At 47.9% G+C, this 15,984-nt stretch carries 14 protein-coding genes; 8 read left to right on the top strand and 6 right to left on the bottom strand.

Going from position 1 to position 15,984, the window contains the following annotated elements:
- The first annotated feature begins 533 nt into the window (after positions 1-533).
- The 3 genes from PGW97_RS09085 (at position 534) to PGW97_RS09075 (ending at position 2,398) form a co-directional block, all read left to right on the top strand.
- Positions 534-1,076 carry a hypothetical protein gene (locus tag PGW97_RS09085; protein WP_053061822.1) on the top strand — a complete coding sequence of 181 codons (543 nt, stop codon included), beginning with the start codon at positions 534-536 and terminating at the stop codon, positions 1,074-1,076.
- 122 nt (positions 1,077-1,198) lie between these two features.
- Positions 1,199-1,525: a hypothetical protein gene (locus PGW97_RS09080; RefSeq protein WP_217391430.1), complete on the top strand. Its 327-nt coding sequence runs from the start codon at positions 1,199-1,201 to the stop codon at positions 1,523-1,525.
- A 126-nt stretch (positions 1,526-1,651) separates the two neighbouring features.
- A complete protein-coding gene (locus PGW97_RS09075; protein ID WP_273857139.1) occupies positions 1,652-2,398 on the top strand; it encodes a glucose 1-dehydrogenase in 747 nt (248 codons plus the stop codon).
- A 115-nt stretch (positions 2,399-2,513) separates the two neighbouring features.
- Here PGW97_RS09075 and PGW97_RS09070 read toward each other — a convergent pair whose 3' ends face one another.
- Positions 2,514-4,172, bottom strand: coding sequence for a putative transporter (locus PGW97_RS09070; RefSeq protein ID WP_047885341.1), 1,659 nt, complete (start codon positions 4,170-4,172; stop codon positions 2,514-2,516).
- A 771-nt stretch (positions 4,173-4,943) separates the two neighbouring features.
- Between PGW97_RS09070 and PGW97_RS09065 the strand changes: the two genes are divergently transcribed.
- Positions 4,944-5,741, top strand: a complete 798-nt coding sequence (locus PGW97_RS09065; protein WP_273857138.1) for a hypothetical protein — start codon at positions 4,944-4,946, stop codon at positions 5,739-5,741.
- A gap of 81 nt (positions 5,742-5,822) precedes the next feature.
- Here PGW97_RS09065 and PGW97_RS09060 read toward each other — a convergent pair whose 3' ends face one another.
- The 3 genes from PGW97_RS09060 to PGW97_RS09050 form a co-directional block, all read right to left on the bottom strand.
- Positions 5,823-6,512 (bottom strand): TSCPD domain-containing protein, encoded by a 690-nt coding sequence (locus PGW97_RS09060; protein WP_273857137.1) that lies wholly within the window; start codon positions 6,510-6,512, stop codon positions 5,823-5,825.
- Between the two features lie 18 nt (positions 6,513-6,530).
- Positions 6,531-8,681, bottom strand: a complete 2,151-nt coding sequence (locus PGW97_RS09055; RefSeq protein ID WP_273857136.1) for an adenosylcobalamin-dependent ribonucleoside-diphosphate reductase — start codon at positions 8,679-8,681, stop codon at positions 6,531-6,533.
- A gap of 666 nt (positions 8,682-9,347) precedes the next feature.
- A complete protein-coding gene (locus PGW97_RS09050) occupies positions 9,348-9,971 on the bottom strand; it encodes a thiol:disulfide interchange protein DsbA/DsbL (RefSeq protein ID WP_273857135.1) in 624 nt (207 codons plus the stop codon).
- A gap of 164 nt (positions 9,972-10,135) precedes the next feature.
- Here PGW97_RS09050 and yegD point away from each other — a divergent pair, with 164 nt between their 5' ends.
- Positions 10,136-11,488: a molecular chaperone gene (gene yegD / locus PGW97_RS09045; protein WP_273857134.1), complete on the top strand. Its 1,353-nt coding sequence runs from the start codon at positions 10,136-10,138 to the stop codon at positions 11,486-11,488.
- Positions 11,489-11,607: 119 nt separating this feature from the next.
- Here the strand turns inward: yegD and PGW97_RS09040 are convergent, their stop codons facing one another.
- On the bottom strand, positions 11,608-11,913 hold the full coding sequence (locus PGW97_RS09040; RefSeq protein WP_047885347.1) for a high-potential iron-sulfur protein: 306 nt from the start codon (positions 11,911-11,913) through the stop codon (positions 11,608-11,610).
- 410 nt (positions 11,914-12,323) lie between these two features.
- On the opposite strand from PGW97_RS09040, the gene PGW97_RS09035 reads away from it, so the two are divergent.
- The 3 genes from PGW97_RS09035 to PGW97_RS09025 all read left to right on the top strand — a co-directional run bounded on the left by PGW97_RS09035 (position 12,324) and on the right by PGW97_RS09025 (position 14,345).
- Positions 12,324-12,998, top strand: a complete 675-nt coding sequence (locus tag PGW97_RS09035; RefSeq protein ID WP_047885348.1) for an HAD family hydrolase — start codon at positions 12,324-12,326, stop codon at positions 12,996-12,998.
- 159 nt (positions 12,999-13,157) lie between these two features.
- On the top strand, positions 13,158-13,790 hold the full coding sequence (locus PGW97_RS09030) for a hypothetical protein (protein WP_273857133.1): 633 nt from the start codon (positions 13,158-13,160) through the stop codon (positions 13,788-13,790).
- Between the two features lie 141 nt (positions 13,791-13,931).
- A complete protein-coding gene (locus PGW97_RS09025; RefSeq protein WP_273857132.1) occupies positions 13,932-14,345 on the top strand; it encodes an ester cyclase in 414 nt (137 codons plus the stop codon).
- A 196-nt stretch (positions 14,346-14,541) separates the two neighbouring features.
- On the opposite strand, the gene PGW97_RS09020 is transcribed toward PGW97_RS09025, so the two are convergent.
- Positions 14,542-15,927, bottom strand: a complete 1,386-nt coding sequence (locus PGW97_RS09020; RefSeq protein ID WP_273857131.1) for an alanine/glycine:cation symporter family protein — start codon at positions 15,925-15,927, stop codon at positions 14,542-14,544.
- Between the last annotated feature and the right edge of the window lie 57 nt (positions 15,928-15,984).

Genomic DNA, 15,984 nt, shown 5'->3' with positions numbered 1-15,984 from the left:
ATTATTAGGGGCTATAGTCTAACTTACTATCGTCTTCGTCTTCGTCTTCGTCTTCGTCTTCGTCTTCGTCTTCGTCTAAGAGTACCTGTTATATGTAAGTTTTCATTACTTGGTCTGAGGTGTGGTTGGAGTATCGCAGATTTTAATGATGAAAAATGGATAAAGCAGTGTATTAATAATATTCATCATAAGCATTGCAAACATTGTGTTCGACTAATTCCCTATAAGAATTTATTGTTTAAAGTGATGCCTTAATGTAATAAATTGAATGAGTTAGATTCATAATTTAAAAATTAGATCTTAACATCGAATTGGCCAAATTTTGAAAATGTGAATAAGCTCATAAGACAGTCATTTAGTGGCTTGTGACTCAATTTTATGCTTTCAATGTTGTTTCTATAGCGATTTAATACCTCCTCATAATTCAGGCTAATAACTTAAAAATAATGCTTTCTGGTATTGGATGAGCAATAAATTAATTAGCTGATACTGATATAAAATAGTTAAAACTCATATAGGATAAAGAAATGTCGATGAAAAAAATGGCTGTTGTAACTGTCTGCACTTTGGCGCTGACGGCGTGTTCTACAATGCAGCCTCCACGTTACTCAACGTCTGTTGATAATATTCAAAAACTTAAAACTTTTGATGGTGCTAAAGCTCGTGTTACAGAGCTTACACAAACGTCGAATTTTAGCGCGAACTGCCGCCTGATGGGGCCTATTGAGCCTGCTGATGGTTTAACCATTCCAGCATTTATCACCAAAGCAATCAATGATGAATTCAAGATGGCAAATATTTATTCAACTGATGGCACCCAAATAACGGGTGAAATCACCAATATTGAATTTTCATCAACATCTGGTCTGACAAATGGGTATTGGGATATTGGAGTGGTATTAAATTCGTCAAACGGTAACTCGATGTCTGTGAGCAATAAATATACGTTCAAAAGTGGTTTTGATGCCATTACTGCTTGTAATGCCACAGCGGATGCCCTGACGCCGGCAGTACAGGATCTCATCAAGACTGCAGTGAATAATCCTGCGTTTTCTGGTTTGATTCAAACAAACTAAGCGTTAGAAATAGTTCGCAATTTTCAGATGACGTTAAAAGGCATATGAGCATTATCATATGCCTTTATTTTTGATCATCAATCGCGATTGAGAATATCTGAATACAGAACAGGAAAGTACAAATGCGTTTGATATTGGCTGTAACCATGATTCTGCTGACTGGGTGCGCCACAGAGAGTAAAAAAGAATATGAATATATGTTAAACACCGGAGAACCTGCCTCACCAGAGCAGGTCATCGCCGTTAAAAACCACTGTCGATACGATGAAAATATCCAGTTAGTGTCTGAGTACATGGGTATGGCGATTTCCGTCGGGCGATATGAATCACAATTTGGTTCGAAGGCGTCAGCGGGCTATATCAACAAAGCAAGTGAGTTAATGACACAAGTCACTCAATGTTTGCATGACAATGGTTTGTCGACCCGAGAGAAACCTGTGCATGGTTAATGGTCGGGATGTGAAAATGTAAAACTGCTTATAAATCATTGAAAAATATAAGATCTTATTAAATAGATGTTATTCTGCTTACAGACTTTTGTATTCCCTTTTTATCATCGAAAACAAGGACGATTTATGAGCGAGAAAGTAGTCATTATTACTGGCAGCAGTCGAGGAATTGGGGCGGCAACAGCAAAATTACTGGCGCGAAAAGGTTATTCAGTTTGTGTTAACTATCGTGATAAAGCTGAACATGCAAATGATGTCTTGGAAGAAATTGCTAAGGCCGGTGGTAAGGCGATAGCGGTGCAGGCCAATGTTGCCAATGAGCAGGATGTGATTCGCCTGTTTGATGAGTCAGAGCGGGCGCTGGGGCCGGTGACTCATTTGGTCAACAATGCCGGTATTTTATTCACTCAATCTCGATTAGTCGATATCGATGTTGAACGATTCAATCAGGTAATGACAACGAACGTAACCAGTTGTTTTCTTTGTTGTCGTGAAGCCGTTAAACGGATGCAAAAAGGGCTATTGGTCAGTGGCTCGATCGTGAATGTGTCCTCTGCGGCGTCAAGATTAGGTGCGCCGTTTGAGTACATAGATTACGCCGCGTCGAAAGGGGCGATGGATGCTCTCACCAAAGGATTGTCGCTGGAAGTGGCCAGTGAGGGAATACGGGTTAACAGTGTGCGTCCAGGATGTATTTATACGGAGATGCATGCTGATGGCGGGGAACCGGGACGAGTGGAACGCCTGAGTCCGATGATCCCGATGAAACGTGGAGGTACTCCGGAGGAGGTGGCTGAAGCGATTGCCTGGCTGTTATCCGATGAAGCGTCTTACGTTACGGGCACGTTTATTGACCTTGCTGGTGGCCGGTAACGGGCTGCGGCCAATTTCACTGGCAGGCACGTAACGTGAAAGCATCAAGACAGAGTAAAGTTTAAGCCGTTAGCCGTTAAAAAAGGCCAGGCCGGAGAAGTGGCCTGGCAACATTTCAAAGTGCCCAAAGTAGCAGGGCAAGGAGTTGCGGAGAGAGGATACGCAAACACATTACAAGAGGATAAACGGTGGCATAGGAGAGCGCCGAGGCACCACTGCTGCTGTGCAGGCTGTTTGCAAAAGCCAGTGCCGGTGGATCCGTCATCGAGCCCGCAAGCATGCCGCAAATTGTCAGGTAGTTCAGTCCGCCAAACATTCTGGCAATCACCCCGACAGCCATTAGCGGCAAAAAGGTGATGAGTATGCCGTAGCCCATCCAACTCAGACCATCGCCATTAATGAGCGTGTCGATAAATCCGCCGCCGGATTTCAGCCCGACTACAGCCAGAAACAGCACGATTCCGATTTCACGTAGTGCCAGGTTGGCACTTGGTGGCATGAACCAGTAGAGCTTACCGATGCTGCCAACTCGAGCCAGAATCAGGGCCACAATGAGCGGACCACCTGCCAACCCAAGTTTGATTGCTGCTGGAAAACCTGGCAGATAGAAGGGAATAGAACCCAGTAACACGCCAAGGCCTATGCCAACAAACACGGGTAGCATTTGAACCTGTTGGAGCTTCTGGTGGGCATTCCCGACAATACCGCTAACTGCTTCAATCGCTTCCTGGCGGCCAACCAGATTCAGAATGTCACCAAATTGCAAAGTCGATTGGCTGGTTGGCACCAGTTCGACCCCGGCACGGTTTAACCGGGATACGACCACGTCGTATTTCTCTTTCAAATCCAAGTCGCGGATTTTTTTACCTAACACAATCTCATTTGTCACAACCAGACGCTGGACACGAAGTTCGGTTCCCCGTGTAGACAACGAGGTATCCACTTCTTCGCCGATGACAAGGCGGGCTTTTTCGAGCGCTTGTTTTTCCCCGACCAGATGGAGCAGATCGTTGACCGCTATGCGCGTATCGGGCTTTGGAATGTGGAGGGATTCATCACGTTTCAGCCGTGAGCAGACAATATCACCTTCAGTTAATGCCGGAACCTCCTGAAGCATCAAACCGTTCAGGTTTGGGTTTTTGACCGCAATGTTCAGAGTATGCAGGCTGGATTTCTTGTGGCCGTTTGTTTCTTCGAACTGATCTGCTTCCTGGTCTATGTTGACTCTGAAGATCAACCGCAGCACCCACATGGTCAGCAGGATTCCGCAGATCCCGAACGGGTAGGCGACGGCATAGCCCATCCCTGTCATATCCAGCATGCTTTCCTGCGCCCCCAGTTCTGTCAGAATCTGCTGTCCAGCCCCCAGTGACGGGGTATTGGTGACAGCACCGGAGAACACGCCGAGTATTACCGGCAATGGGACATCAAAAATAAGATACAAGGCAATGGTGACCAAGCACCCGAGCAGCACAATCAAGGCTGCAAAAGCGTTGAGCTTCAGGCCGGAGCTGCGTAACGAAGAAAAAAAGCCGGGTCCTACTTGTATCCCGATGGTATAGACAAACAGGATTAAGCCAAATTCCTGGATGAAGTGCAGGGTGTGGGTGTCCAGTGCTATGTCCCAGGTATCGGTGAAGTGCCCAACCAGAATGCCACCAAACAGCACTCCGCCGATCCCCAGTCCGACCCCGCAGATGCGCAGGTTTCCGAACCATAGCCCCAGCACTGCCACCAGCGCAAGAATGCTGATTGAAAGTGCAATGTCACTCATAAAAGAGCCTCCTGATTTATGAAAATCCTTTTTCACCAATAACAGGACAGAGGAAGGGCGGGTGCATACTCTGGATGCACCTTATCTGATAATGTTCAGGCCAGTTGCTCACGGCAGTGTGGGTGTTGTCGTTTGGCTAAATTATCCCTTGCGAAATACGCTCGTCCTGTTGCGGTGGGTTGTACCCGAGAGGAGTAGCTTGGAGCGCCAGGGGTAGGCGGTAAAACTCGGTAAGAACTGATCCCGTTCCGCTAACGGGAGGAGTGGCTAGGGAGTTGTGTCTACGGCTGGTGGAGCCAAAACATTCGTCATACAACATTGAGAACGCAAAGTGTGAGAACGTTATCAATGCAGTATATCTGTATCGGGCTTAACCTGTTGTCTGAAAACCAAAATACCCCTGTGAAAATCAGGTGTTAAGGGGCAAAGGGGAAAACTGTGCACTTGAGCGGTTATTTCCTCCGTATGAAAACAAGTTGTTATTACTTTGTAATTGTTGCGGTTGTTTTTGTTTATTATGCCCTGGCGGGAGGGAGTCGAACTCGCTTATCAAGTTGCGCAGGCTGTCGATGGCCAGAGCCGGAATCATTTCCATACTGCTGTTAGCTCTTAACAGTTGGTTCTGAGAAGGTGACTCACGCTTATCATCATTGCTGGTAAGTTTGTTAGTGTCAGTAATGCGAGTCACTTCATATTAATAACTCAGCTGATGTAAATAGCAGTAAGTATAATTAGCCCCATATTTTCATAGGGTTAAATGGAATTACTGGAATGAAGAAGTCTTTGATTTCGCTATTGTCATTGGTTGTATTGACTGCATGCGGTGGAGGTGGCGGCGGCTCCAATAACGATACACCCACGACTGTGGTTCAAGAGCGGTGTGGAAATATGCCAGAGATGTCATGCGCACATAACTTAGATGACCTTACGTTAAACGTTTGGTTGGAAGTGGGTGAACAATATAAATTAACAGCTAAGTCAGATTTTGCTCATATGAATGGCGTTGAGGTTTATTTACACGCCCCCGATAAATTGGAAATCCATGCACAGGGGCAGGTTTATAAGCCAACAGTTCATCATAGCCCAGCGACTGCCGATACATATGACGAATTACCTAACGATGCCAGCAGCTATGAGGTTTATTGGTGGCGAAATGATACGGTTGTTGCGCAGGGGATTGTTGACAGGCTGCCTAAGCTTGTTGATGGGGTATGGGTTTCCTCTGATCAAACGACGGACAACCTTTCCATTCATTGGAACAATAATAGCGACTTTGTTTATGACATCGACGTGAGATATATGACTTGTACGGCTGCAGATGGCAATAGCGAGCTCTTTTTCCCAGCTACCAGTTATTACCAAGAGTTGACCGCACCCTTTGAGATTCCAGCGTTGACGTTATTTGGAAAGCGTATTTCAGAACTCAAGGAGAGTTATAGCAAGTGCGTTGTCGAATTTAACACGTTTGGTAAGGACACAACTATCAAGCCAGTAAACCTTATGGATGAAAAGATATATTTTCACGTGTTAGCTTATCAGACGCATGTCGGAACTGTTTTTGAGCAATAATATTTTCCAAAATGGCATTACCTAAATAAAAAGCTGCCCAAAGGCAGCTTTTTATTATTACGTTTGGTGGTCTGGTTTAACTCAGCCGCACTTGGAATCACCACAGTTCAGGCAGGTCTGGCAACCGTCTTTGACGATGACTGACTTGTTATGGCATTTGTAACACAGGGTTGCGCTTGGCGGAAAATTACCACTTTCCTCCGCTTCTTCTGTTTTGCCTTCCAGTTCTGCTTTTTTGGCTTCCAGAAACGCCTGCTGGTGCTCGTCGACTTCTGGTTTGCCCAGCATGCCGATTTCTGTCAGGTGCTGCTCAATCACATTGCCGATTTCAGCAATCAGAGACGGTACGTATTTTCCTTTGTTCCAGTAGCCACCGCGTGGGTCGAAGACTGAACGCAGCTCTTCCACCAGGAAAGTACAGTCGCCACCTTTACGGAACACTGCTGACATAATACGTGTCAGTGCCACAATCCACTGGAAGTGCTCCAGGCTCTTGGAATTGATGAACACTTCGAACGGGCGGCGAACTTCGTGCTCGGTACCTTCATTGAGAACCACGTCATTGATCGTGATAAACAGTGAGTGCTCTGAAATGTGTTCCGGGGTTTTCAGTTTGTAAGTCGTACCCAACAGCTTCTCAGGACGTTGCATGTCTTCATGCATGTGCTCAACTTCTACTGCAGGCTGAGCTGGGGCAGCGGCTTGTGGCGCTTCCTGCTCCTGGCTCTTTACTTTGAAGGCAACGATTTTACCGTCAATTTTTCTGGTCATTTTCTCTGAACCTGTCTCTTAAAACTTACCGTAGTAGCCTTCTTTCAGGGCATCGTATAGGTTTGCGGCGCTGTGAATCTCGCCATCATATTCGATTTGCTCGTTACCTTTGGCTTCAAAGGTGGTGCCGTCTTCCAGCGTAAACACGTAGGTCGTGTTTTCCAGATCTTTCTCTTTAACCAGAACGCCCTGGAAGACTTCCGGGTTGAAACGGAACGTTGTACAGCCTTTCAGACCTTTATCGTAGGCATCCATGTAGATGTCTTTAAAGTCTTCGAACGGGAAATCGGTCGGGACGTTAGCTGTTTTAGAAATCGAAGAGTCAATCCAGCGCTGTGCCGCTGCCTGCACTTCAACGTGCTGGCTTGGGGTAATGTCATCAGCAGTGATGAAGTAGTCTGGTAATTGGAATTCTTCGTCTGTGGTGTACGGCATGGCTTTTTTGTTGATCAACTGGCGGTAAGCCAGCAGTTCGAAGCTGTACACATCCACGCTTTCTTTCGACTTCTTACCCGGCACGATGACATTACGGGTGTAGTGATGCGCAAAGCTTGGCTCAATGCCGTTACTGGCGTTGTTTGCCAGAGACAGCGAGATAGTACCGGTTGGCGCAATTGAGCTGTGATGGGTAAAGCGCGCACCGTTTTTCGCCAGTTCTTCGACCAGTTGTGGCTCGACTTCAGCGACCTGCTGCATGTAACGGCTGTATTTGGCGTGCAGTACCTTACCTTTGACTTTATCACCGACGTTAATGCCGTCTTTCGCCATTTCAGGGCGCAGACGCATCATCTTAGCGGTGACTTCGAACTCTTCGTCCATTACCGGTGCCGGGCCTTTCTCTTTCGCTAGGCTTAATGCTTCTTTCCAGCCGGTCAGGGCCATTTCCTGCGCGACCTGTTCGGTGAAGGCGACAGAGGCAGCACTGCCGTATTTGTGTTTCAGCATGGTCAGGGTTGAGCCCAGTCCCAGGAAACCCATACCGTGGCGGCGCTTATGGTTGATTTCGTGACGCTGTTTTTCCAGCGGCAGCTGGTTAATTTCAACGACGTTGTCCAGCATGCGGGTAAAAATCGCCACGACACGACGATAAGTATCCCAGTCAAAATGCGCATTATCAGTAAAAGGTTCACGGACAAACTTGGTCAGGTTCACCGAGCCCAGCAGACAGGCGCCGTAAGGTGGCAGCGGCTGTTCACCACATGGATTAGTAGCTCGAATTTCTTCGCAGAACCAGTTGTTGTTCATCTGGTTCACTTTGTCGATCAGGATAAAGCCCGGTTCGGCATAGTCGTAAGTGGAGGTCATGATGACATTCCACAGGTTACGTGCAGGCATGGTGCGGTAAACCTTGCACGCGACACGGCCTTCTTCATCTTCAACCAGGTTTTCTTTGGTCGGCCAGTCCGCCCAGACAATATTTTCGTCGTTGTGCAGATCAAGTTTATCCTGCTTGGCCTCTTTCGCGGTGACCGGGAAGATTAACTGCCAGTCCTGATCGTTTTTGACTGCCTGAATGAAGTCTTCGGTGATCAGCAGCGACAAGTTGAACTGACGCAGACGACCGTCTTCACGTTTGGCGCGAATGAAGTCGATGATGTCCGGGTGACGAATATCCATGGTGCCCATCTGGGCGCCACGACGACCGCCAGCAGAAGACACGGTGAAACACATCTTGTCATAGATATCCATGAAAGACAGCGGGCCGGACGTATAGGCACCAGCACCCGAGACGAAAGCACCGCGCGGACGCAGGGTAGAGAAGTCGTAGCCAATACCACAACCGGCCTTCAGGGTCAGACCTGCTTCGTGTACTTTGTTCAGAATGTCGTCCATCGAGTCTTCGATGGTACCGGACACGGTGCAGTTGATCGTTGACGTTGCCGGTTTGTGCTCGAATGCACCGGCATTAGAAGTGATACGACCCGCCGGAATCGCACCGTTACGTAACGCCCACAGGAATTCGTTGTACCAGTGTTCCTTGACCTTGTTTTCTTCAAGATCGGCTAACGCACGCGCGACACGTTTGAATGTGTCGTCCAGCGTGACATCGATCGCATCTCCATGCTTTGATTTCAAACGATATTTGCTGTCCCAAATCTCCATTGACGTCGATTGGTATGCAATATCCATTGCCTGAGAGACTGTCGAAGCCGTAGGGGTTTTCGCCATTATGAATGCACCTTAATGTTTGTCGTAGTGTCTTGCCATCCCATCTCAAACCGCATGAACAATCGGTTTAATATGGGACTCACGCAGCAGTGTCGCGGCGTGGACCATTTTGGCAAGCGGCAGATCAAACCACTTACACTGATGATCTTCAAGTCTTGACAGGGTGATAATCAAGCAATGTAACTAAACGTTAAAACAGCAGAATTTATTAGATTAAATCGTTGTATATAACTCGTAAAAATTGTGACGTATTGTAACGACATAAGATGGAAAAATGCGCATCGCAGAGAGATTGCCACAAGCCGTTCACAAGTCGTTGAGAGTATAGGTCAGAACGGGACTGAACAGGTGTGCTTGATGTGTTTGCTGTTAGGCCGTTTGTGTACACCCCGGTATGTCTCTGAATGAATGCCGCAGGCAGAATGTCCCCCCGAGTATTGAGGCTTGAAGGATAAGGGGCAGATAAAGGTGAAATAACCGAAAACAAGCATAGATAAACGCAGCAGTGAGAAGAGCAACATCAGTCGAGAAGAGTAACAGCAGGGAAGGAATATCGGCCCAGAGATATGAAAGTCACTGGGCCGTAATGGGACCGCTGGTTATCTGTTTCGGTGAGATCAGAAAACTATCTGAAATGAACCTGACCCGGAGTAACTCTGACGGGAGTTACTGTTTTTCAGACAGGTAGCGAATGGTATTCGCCAGATCTTCCAGGCTTTCATGCTCGCTGTTTTGCACCAGATATTTCCCTTTCACCAGGAATGTTGGCACCGAGGTAATGCCGGCGTTGGCTTCCAGTTGGTTGGCCTGAGTCAGGTGCTGATAGACTTCTTCACGCTGAGACTCTGAAAGCTGAAACGGGCTTTGCAGCTTGTATTTATCGAAAATGGCATTTAACGCAGTCTGGCGTTCATCTTCACTCAACGCGGTGCTGTCTTCCTGAATAAAACGGAACAGATCTTCTTTCAGTTCAGGGCTCGGCTTACCGTCAGTCTGGATGAACGCTGTGTAATACATGTAGGCAGCAACTTGTGCCCCCTGGTTGAACGTGACATGAACTTGTTCAATATTAACGCCAGCCAGTTTCTGAATGTCCGGTAGCATTTTCTCCATGTTTCGGCAGTGACCGCAACCCAGGGAAAACACTTCAACCACGCTGGCGGCATCGGGTGTTGGGGTTTTGACAACGGTGTATTTCACGCCTTCCTGCGGAATGTTCTGCTCACTGCAACCAACCACCGAGATGCATAGGGCGGTCATAAAACCAATGAGAGTAAGGTGCTTTTTCATAGTTTTCCATTAATCAGAAAGAAAATGTAATTATGGCCGATATTAAGCGGTAAAACGCGAAAATATATCAATATTATTGTGAATTTACGGTCAGATTAGCATCCTGTTTGCAGTTTCCGACAGATGCAGTATGATCGCCCGCTTTTATCAGCGCGGAGGATACGATGTTTATCGGTTTTGATTACGGAACGGCAAACTGTTCAGTGGCTGTTATGGAAAACGGTCAGCCGACGCTGCTGCCGTTAGAAGGCGAGAACACTTTTATCCCTTCGACGTTGTGTGCGCCTACTCGGGAAGCGGTGAGCGAGTACCTCTACCGCTTCATGGGTATCAGCCCGGCTGATTCGATTGGTGAGCAGGTGTTGCGTCGCGCGATCAACATGAACCGCGATGAGGACATTGAGGTTGAGAAAGGCGACTTGCTGTTCGGACAGGCGGCGTTGGATCTCTATCTCGCGGATCCGGAAGAAGTGTATTACGTAAAGTCGCCCAAATCATTCCTCGGCGCGAATGGTCTGCATGATGTTCAGATCAGTTTTTTTGAAGATCTGGTCTGTGCCATGATGGCTAACATCAAATCGCAGGCAGAGCGGAGTTTGTCGGCCAGTATCGACAGCACCATGATCGGCCGTCCGATTAACTTTCAGGGAAACGGTGGCGAGAAAGCCAACCAGCAGGCTGAAACTATTTTGCGTCGGGCGGCTGAGCGTGCCGGATTTAAACACATTGCTTTCCAGTTTGAGCCGGTAGCGGCAGGACTGGAATATGAAAGCACGCTAAACGAAGATAAAACGGTGCTGGTGGTCGATATCGGCGGGGGAACCACGGATTGCTCGATGATCCAGATGGGACCAAGCTGGGCGGGAAAAACTGAACGTCAGTCGAGCCTGTTGGCTCACAGTGGCTTGAGGGTTGGTGGAAACGACCTGGATATTTATCTGGCATTTCGCCAGATTATGCCATTACTGGGCATGGGGAGTCAGACCAAAAAAGGCATCGACATGCCGGTCAGCCAATTCTGGAACCCGATTGCAATCAACAATGTAGTTGCCCAGTCAGACTTTTACGGATCCGCCAACTTCAAGACACTTGATCAGCTGCGCCGTGATGCTGCTGAACCTGAGAAACTGGCCAAACTGATTCGGGTTTATCATGAAACCCTGGGTTATCAGTTGGTGCGCAATGCTGAAGAATGCAAAATTGCATTATCAGAGCAGGCACTGAATCGTATTGATCTCGGGTATCTGTCTGATCAGCTTCATGTGGATGTTTCTCAGCATGAACTGGCAAGCGCGATTGAAGCGCCGAAAGCCCACATCAGCAAGCTGGTGGAAGAGGCAATGGTGCAAAGTGGTGTAACGCCTGATGTGGTATACATGACGGGAGGAACCGCCCGTTCGCCGGTTTTGCGCCAATGTATCGAACAGTTGTTGCCGGGAACGCCGGTTGTCAGTGGCAGTTACTTTGGTTCGGTTACGGCGGGTCTTGCCCGCTGGGCAGAACACTGCTTTCGATGAGGTAAGCAGTTGCTATTGTCCGGTAATTTAACAAGCCGGGCAGGGACAACACTCATCGCCGTGAGATAAAGACAAGCCTGGTTTTCACCAGGCTTGTTGATTTCGGGAAACGGGCTCATTTACGGCTTTTTGGCCCAGGCTGAACACCAGCCATTCACATTAACGGCTTTACCCGGGAACAGGGCACAAGGCCGCCATTCATCTCCCTCGTTACCTTGCAGCAGAGCACAGTTACCGCAGTGTTTTTCACTGTCAGGTGCTTGCTCGACATATTTTAATGCCTTTGCCTGAGGGTCATCGGAGGTCAGGTGCGGGAGGTCTTCTGCACGAGCAGGTTTTACCAGCAGCTGATTACCAATAGTGATCCCTATCAGGCTGCCAAGACTGAGTTTTAGAAAGCCGCGACGGCTTGATGTTCTATTCATGATTGCTTCCTTTGTTTGTATCACGACGTGCTTTAAAACGACGATCTTTTAAACGACATTACTTTTTATTATTGGTCGTTCTCATCCTAGACGAGTTTTGTCAAAGCGGGCGTGTTAACAGTCAAGAAAAATGAATGTGAATTTAACAATTTTGATACATTTTCACGCTAGATTAGGGTTAATAAAGAACGGTTGACGACTGTATAAAGACCGTTCAGTCCATGATCTCGATCATGGGGTTAAATATAAGTCACTGATAATAAATAGATTGATAGGCGGAAAGATTTACACAAACTATCAATTTATTGCTTGAAACATTTTGTTTACAAGTGCATGATCTTGTCGCGATCAGAATTGGCTCACGCAGGGTGAGCGACACGGGTCGTTTCAGAATAAAAGGTGTATGAGTAATGAACTTGTTTTTGATTGATATTGATGGTGCATTGGTGAAATCCGATAGTGTCGATCTGGATTGTTACTCGAAGGCTGTGGAAGATGTTCTGGGGTTCCGGCCTGAATTTGAATCAGATGATGAGTTGGCGCATTACAAAAGCCTGACGGATGCCGGTCGGCTTGATGAATTGATGATGAAATATCAAATCAGAGAGAGCCGGACACTGGTTCATCGTAAAGTTGAAAGTTGTTATCTCGCCCGGCTGAATGCGGCAATGGGCGATAAGCCTCAGGCATTGGTGGTGAGTCCGGGTGCTCAGGATTTTTTGACGAACATTCGTGAGCGCAAAGATACTTATGTTGCGATTGCAACCGGCGCGTGGGAATCAGTGGCGCGTCTGAAGCTTCGTGCTGCCGGGCTGGATATCGCTAACATGACAATGGCTTCATCGTCAGATGCGCTCAACCGAACAGAGATCATGGCATTGGCCGCTTTTCGTTCCAAACAGGACTCCGGGCAGGTATTCAGCCGTCGCGTAGTGTTTGGGCAAGGAACTCAAAGCCGGCATGCCTCTCAGGAGCTGGGCTATGACTTTGTAGAAGTTGGTGGAGGGACTTACAGTCGCAACCACATTCCTAATCTTGCTCACTATCAGGCCGTTTATTCGCAACTGTCACTGCAGTGCGCTTAGTGCATCACGCTTTACGACCACGGTCTGTAACCGTGACATGATTTTGGATTCACCCACGATGTGAAGATCCTTCCAGAATAAAGACCAGGCTGGATGTTGAAAGTCCCCCACGAAACAAATCGTTTTATAGTAGCGTTTCTATCGTTTCGTGGGGTTTACATGCAAGCTTGGCGTCCCTTTCACTCTTTCGTTATTACACTTCTGTTCTCGACGGGTTTTATCTTCAGCATTAGCGTTAAAGCGGCGGAGGAGCAACTGCCGTATTGTCACCGTTATGCTGACCTCAATTTTCCGGATTATATGGCACTTTGGGACGAAGATGAGCCAGCGCTGACGGCATCCGCCTTTTTTGCCATGCTCAATATGGCAGCGGCCAGTGCTGACAAAACCTTTTTCAGCGAATTACTCAGTCAAATCGCCCGGACTTTTGTTATACGCCAGCAGTTTGATGAAGCAAACTTCTATCTGGATCAGGCAAGCCAGTATCTGGAACATGCACAGCCAAGAGCGAAGGTGTATTACTGGCGTGAGAAAGCACGGTTGATGACCTATCAAAAAGATACTCAGGCAGCTGCCTGGTTACTTGAGAAAGCTTGGCAAGAAGCTCGGCAACATGGGTACGATCTGGTAGCGATAGAAACTGCGCTGGATTTGAGCGGGGTGGTCTTTACCCGTCTGCCTGAAAAGGAGCGTGCGGAGTGGAAACAACGTGCTCGGCAGCTGGCCAAAACGACGGACGATAATCGGGCGAGACGCTGGCTGGCAGTTCATCAAGAGCGATTATCTATTTAGTTCGATGACTGAGCCTATTGGTTGAAATTGTCTCTGAAATGTCCGTCATCATGACAAAAATATGCGGGACTAGGTGGCAAAGTACCACAAAACTATGCTAATCCATTATAAGGGCCCCAAAACAGTGTGGAGTAGTATCACATGGATGAGGATAGAAAATGGATACTTCATTGGTTTCATGACGTTTGGGCAAATGCAGACGGGGAATGGTTGCAGCAATTGGCGGCTGAGCCGTTTCACTTTCATCTTCCAGGCGGTAAGTCTTACACATTAAGCCACTCGGAATATCTGAACTTTGTTGCTATCTGGTGCCAGCGCTTCCGTGATGTCGATTTCGTGATCCGTGATGTGATTCAGGAGGGGGACAAAACGGTGGTATTGTATTCCTGCAATGCGACCTACAGCGGTGGCTGGGTGCGCATTCCGGCGAAAAAACAGCAAGTTGTGATGACCGGGATGGTGTACTTCAAAAAACGTGGTGGACTGATCACTGACTGCTGGCTTGAAGACAGCAGTTTTGACCTGTATCAGCAATTAACCCGTTATCTCGACTAAGTGACAAGTGACTGTACTGCCGGAACGAGTATCGCAAAGGCTACAGATGACTGAGGTTGCTTGCGTGCTGTGAGAGCAGGTCAGACGCGGGTTAAACAATGCCCCAAATAAAAAACGGCACCTTTGGGTGCCGTTTTGGTGCATGCCATAAAGAGAGACATGTAACTAACGAATGTCTTCAGTGCTCCCTTGGGAATTACACTGTTTGCAGCTCAGCGTCGGATTCTGTGCTTGTAGCCGATAACTGCTGAAAGAACTGACGGGTTTCGCTGATGATCACGTCACGCAGTAACAGCAGGCCAATCAGGTTCGGAATGGCCATCAGTCCGTTCACGATATCGGCGATCAGCCAAATCACATCCAGTTTCAGGAAAGCGCCGGAAGCAATCAGAATCAGGAAGAACATTTTGTACGGCAGAATGGCTTTTACCCCAAACAGGTAAGTCACGCAGCGTTCGCCGTAGTAGTTCCAGCCCAGGATGGTGGTGAAGGCAAAGAACATCAGCCCCACAGTGACCATCATCGGGCCAATGAAGCTGGAGTTCATCCCACTCGCGAACGCATAGCTGGTCATCGCCGCACCCGCATAATCGCTCTGCCAGGCATTAGTCACCACCAGTGTCAAACCGGTCATGGTACAAATGATGATGGTGTCAAAGAAGGTACCTGTCATTGAGATCAGGCCCTGCTTAACACACGAATCAGTTTTAGCTGCGGCAGCGGCCATTGGAGCACTGCCCAAACCTGATTCATTGGAAAAGACACCGCGGGCAATACCAGACTGAATCGCCAGCATGATACCGGCACCGACAAAACCACCGGTTGCAGCATGGCCGGTAAAGGCGGAACTGATAACCAGAGCAATTGCATCCGGCAGGGCGCTGTATTGCGACACCAGTACAATCAGACAGGCAACGATATAGAAGATGGCCATAAATGGCACAACTTTGCTGGCCACGCTGGCAATGGATTTCACACCGCCTAACGTTACGGTCGCGACCAACAGTGTCAGCACAACAACGGTAATTTCTTTGGGCACTGCAAACGACAGCTCAGCCGCATCCACAATGGCATTCGCCTGCGGGAAAGTACCAATACCGAAACAGGCCACGCCCAGCGCGAATAGCGCAAACAGCTTCGCCAGCCATTTTTGTCCGGCACCTTTTTCTAGGTAGTACATCGGACCGCCAATCATCTGGTCATTGGCATCAGTCTCGCGGTATTTCACGGCCAGCAGACACTCAGCGTACTTGGTTGCCATACCAAACAGAGCGGCCAGCCACATCCAAAAGAGTGCACCCGGTCCACCCAATTTAATGGCAGTGGCAACACCGACGATGTTCCCCGTACCAATCGTGGCGGAAAGGGCAGTACACAAGGCGGCAAAACTGGATACATCACCCGCTGCTTTGCTGTTTTTATCGCCTTTAAACAGGTAGCGTAGCGCAAGAGGAAGGTGGCGAATCTGGATCAGGCCTAAACGGATTGTTAAATACAAACCGGTACCCACCAGCAACAAAAGCAGGGGAGGTCCCCAAATAAAGTTATCAATAGATTGTAGGAAGTTATAAAGCGGATTCATTCTCTTTACCTTTAAACATCAAAGGAAGAGATAAAGAACAACAGTTTTTCCCTTCGG

This window comes from Photobacterium sp. GSS17, assembly GCF_028621875.1.
Taxonomy (GTDB): Bacteria; Pseudomonadota; Gammaproteobacteria; order Enterobacterales; family Vibrionaceae; genus Photobacterium; species Photobacterium ganghwense.
This window is presented reverse-complemented; position numbering and strand designations above follow the sequence as displayed.

Excerpts from the sequence above, each read along its gene's own strand:
- PGW97_RS09070 (WP_047885341.1), bottom strand. The coding sequence starts at position 4,172 with ATGAGTGACATTGCACTTTCAATCAGCATTCTTGCGCTGGTGGCAGTG.
- PGW97_RS09030 (WP_273857133.1), top strand. The coding sequence starts at position 13,158 with ATGCAAGCTTGGCGTCCCTTTCACTCTTTCGTTATTACACTTCTGTTC.
- PGW97_RS09075 (WP_273857139.1), top strand. The coding sequence starts at position 1,652 with ATGAGCGAGAAAGTAGTCATTATTACTGGCAGCAGTCGAGGAATTGGG.
- PGW97_RS09055 (WP_273857136.1), bottom strand. The coding sequence starts at position 8,681 with ATGGCGAAAACCCCTACGGCTTCGACAGTCTCTCAGGCAATGGATATT.
- PGW97_RS09050 (WP_273857135.1), bottom strand. The coding sequence starts at position 9,971 with ATGAAAAAGCACCTTACTCTCATTGGTTTTATGACCGCCCTATGCATC.
- yegD (WP_273857134.1), top strand. The coding sequence starts at position 10,136 with ATGTTTATCGGTTTTGATTACGGAACGGCAAACTGTTCAGTGGCTGTT.
- PGW97_RS09035 (WP_047885348.1), top strand. The coding sequence starts at position 12,324 with ATGAACTTGTTTTTGATTGATATTGATGGTGCATTGGTGAAATCCGAT.
- PGW97_RS09020 (WP_273857131.1), bottom strand. The coding sequence starts at position 15,927 with ATGAATCCGCTTTATAACTTCCTACAATCTATTGATAACTTTATTTGG.
- PGW97_RS09065 (WP_273857138.1), top strand. The coding sequence starts at position 4,944 with ATGAAGAAGTCTTTGATTTCGCTATTGTCATTGGTTGTATTGACTGCA.
- PGW97_RS09025 (WP_273857132.1), top strand. The coding sequence starts at position 13,932 with ATGGATGAGGATAGAAAATGGATACTTCATTGGTTTCATGACGTTTGG.
- PGW97_RS09040 (WP_047885347.1), bottom strand. The coding sequence starts at position 11,913 with ATGAATAGAACATCAAGCCGTCGCGGCTTTCTAAAACTCAGTCTTGGC.
- PGW97_RS09080 (WP_217391430.1), top strand. The coding sequence starts at position 1,199 with ATGCGTTTGATATTGGCTGTAACCATGATTCTGCTGACTGGGTGCGCC.
- PGW97_RS09060 (WP_273857137.1), bottom strand. The coding sequence starts at position 6,512 with ATGACCAGAAAAATTGACGGTAAAATCGTTGCCTTCAAAGTAAAGAGC.
- PGW97_RS09085 (WP_053061822.1), top strand. The coding sequence starts at position 534 with ATGAAAAAAATGGCTGTTGTAACTGTCTGCACTTTGGCGCTGACGGCG.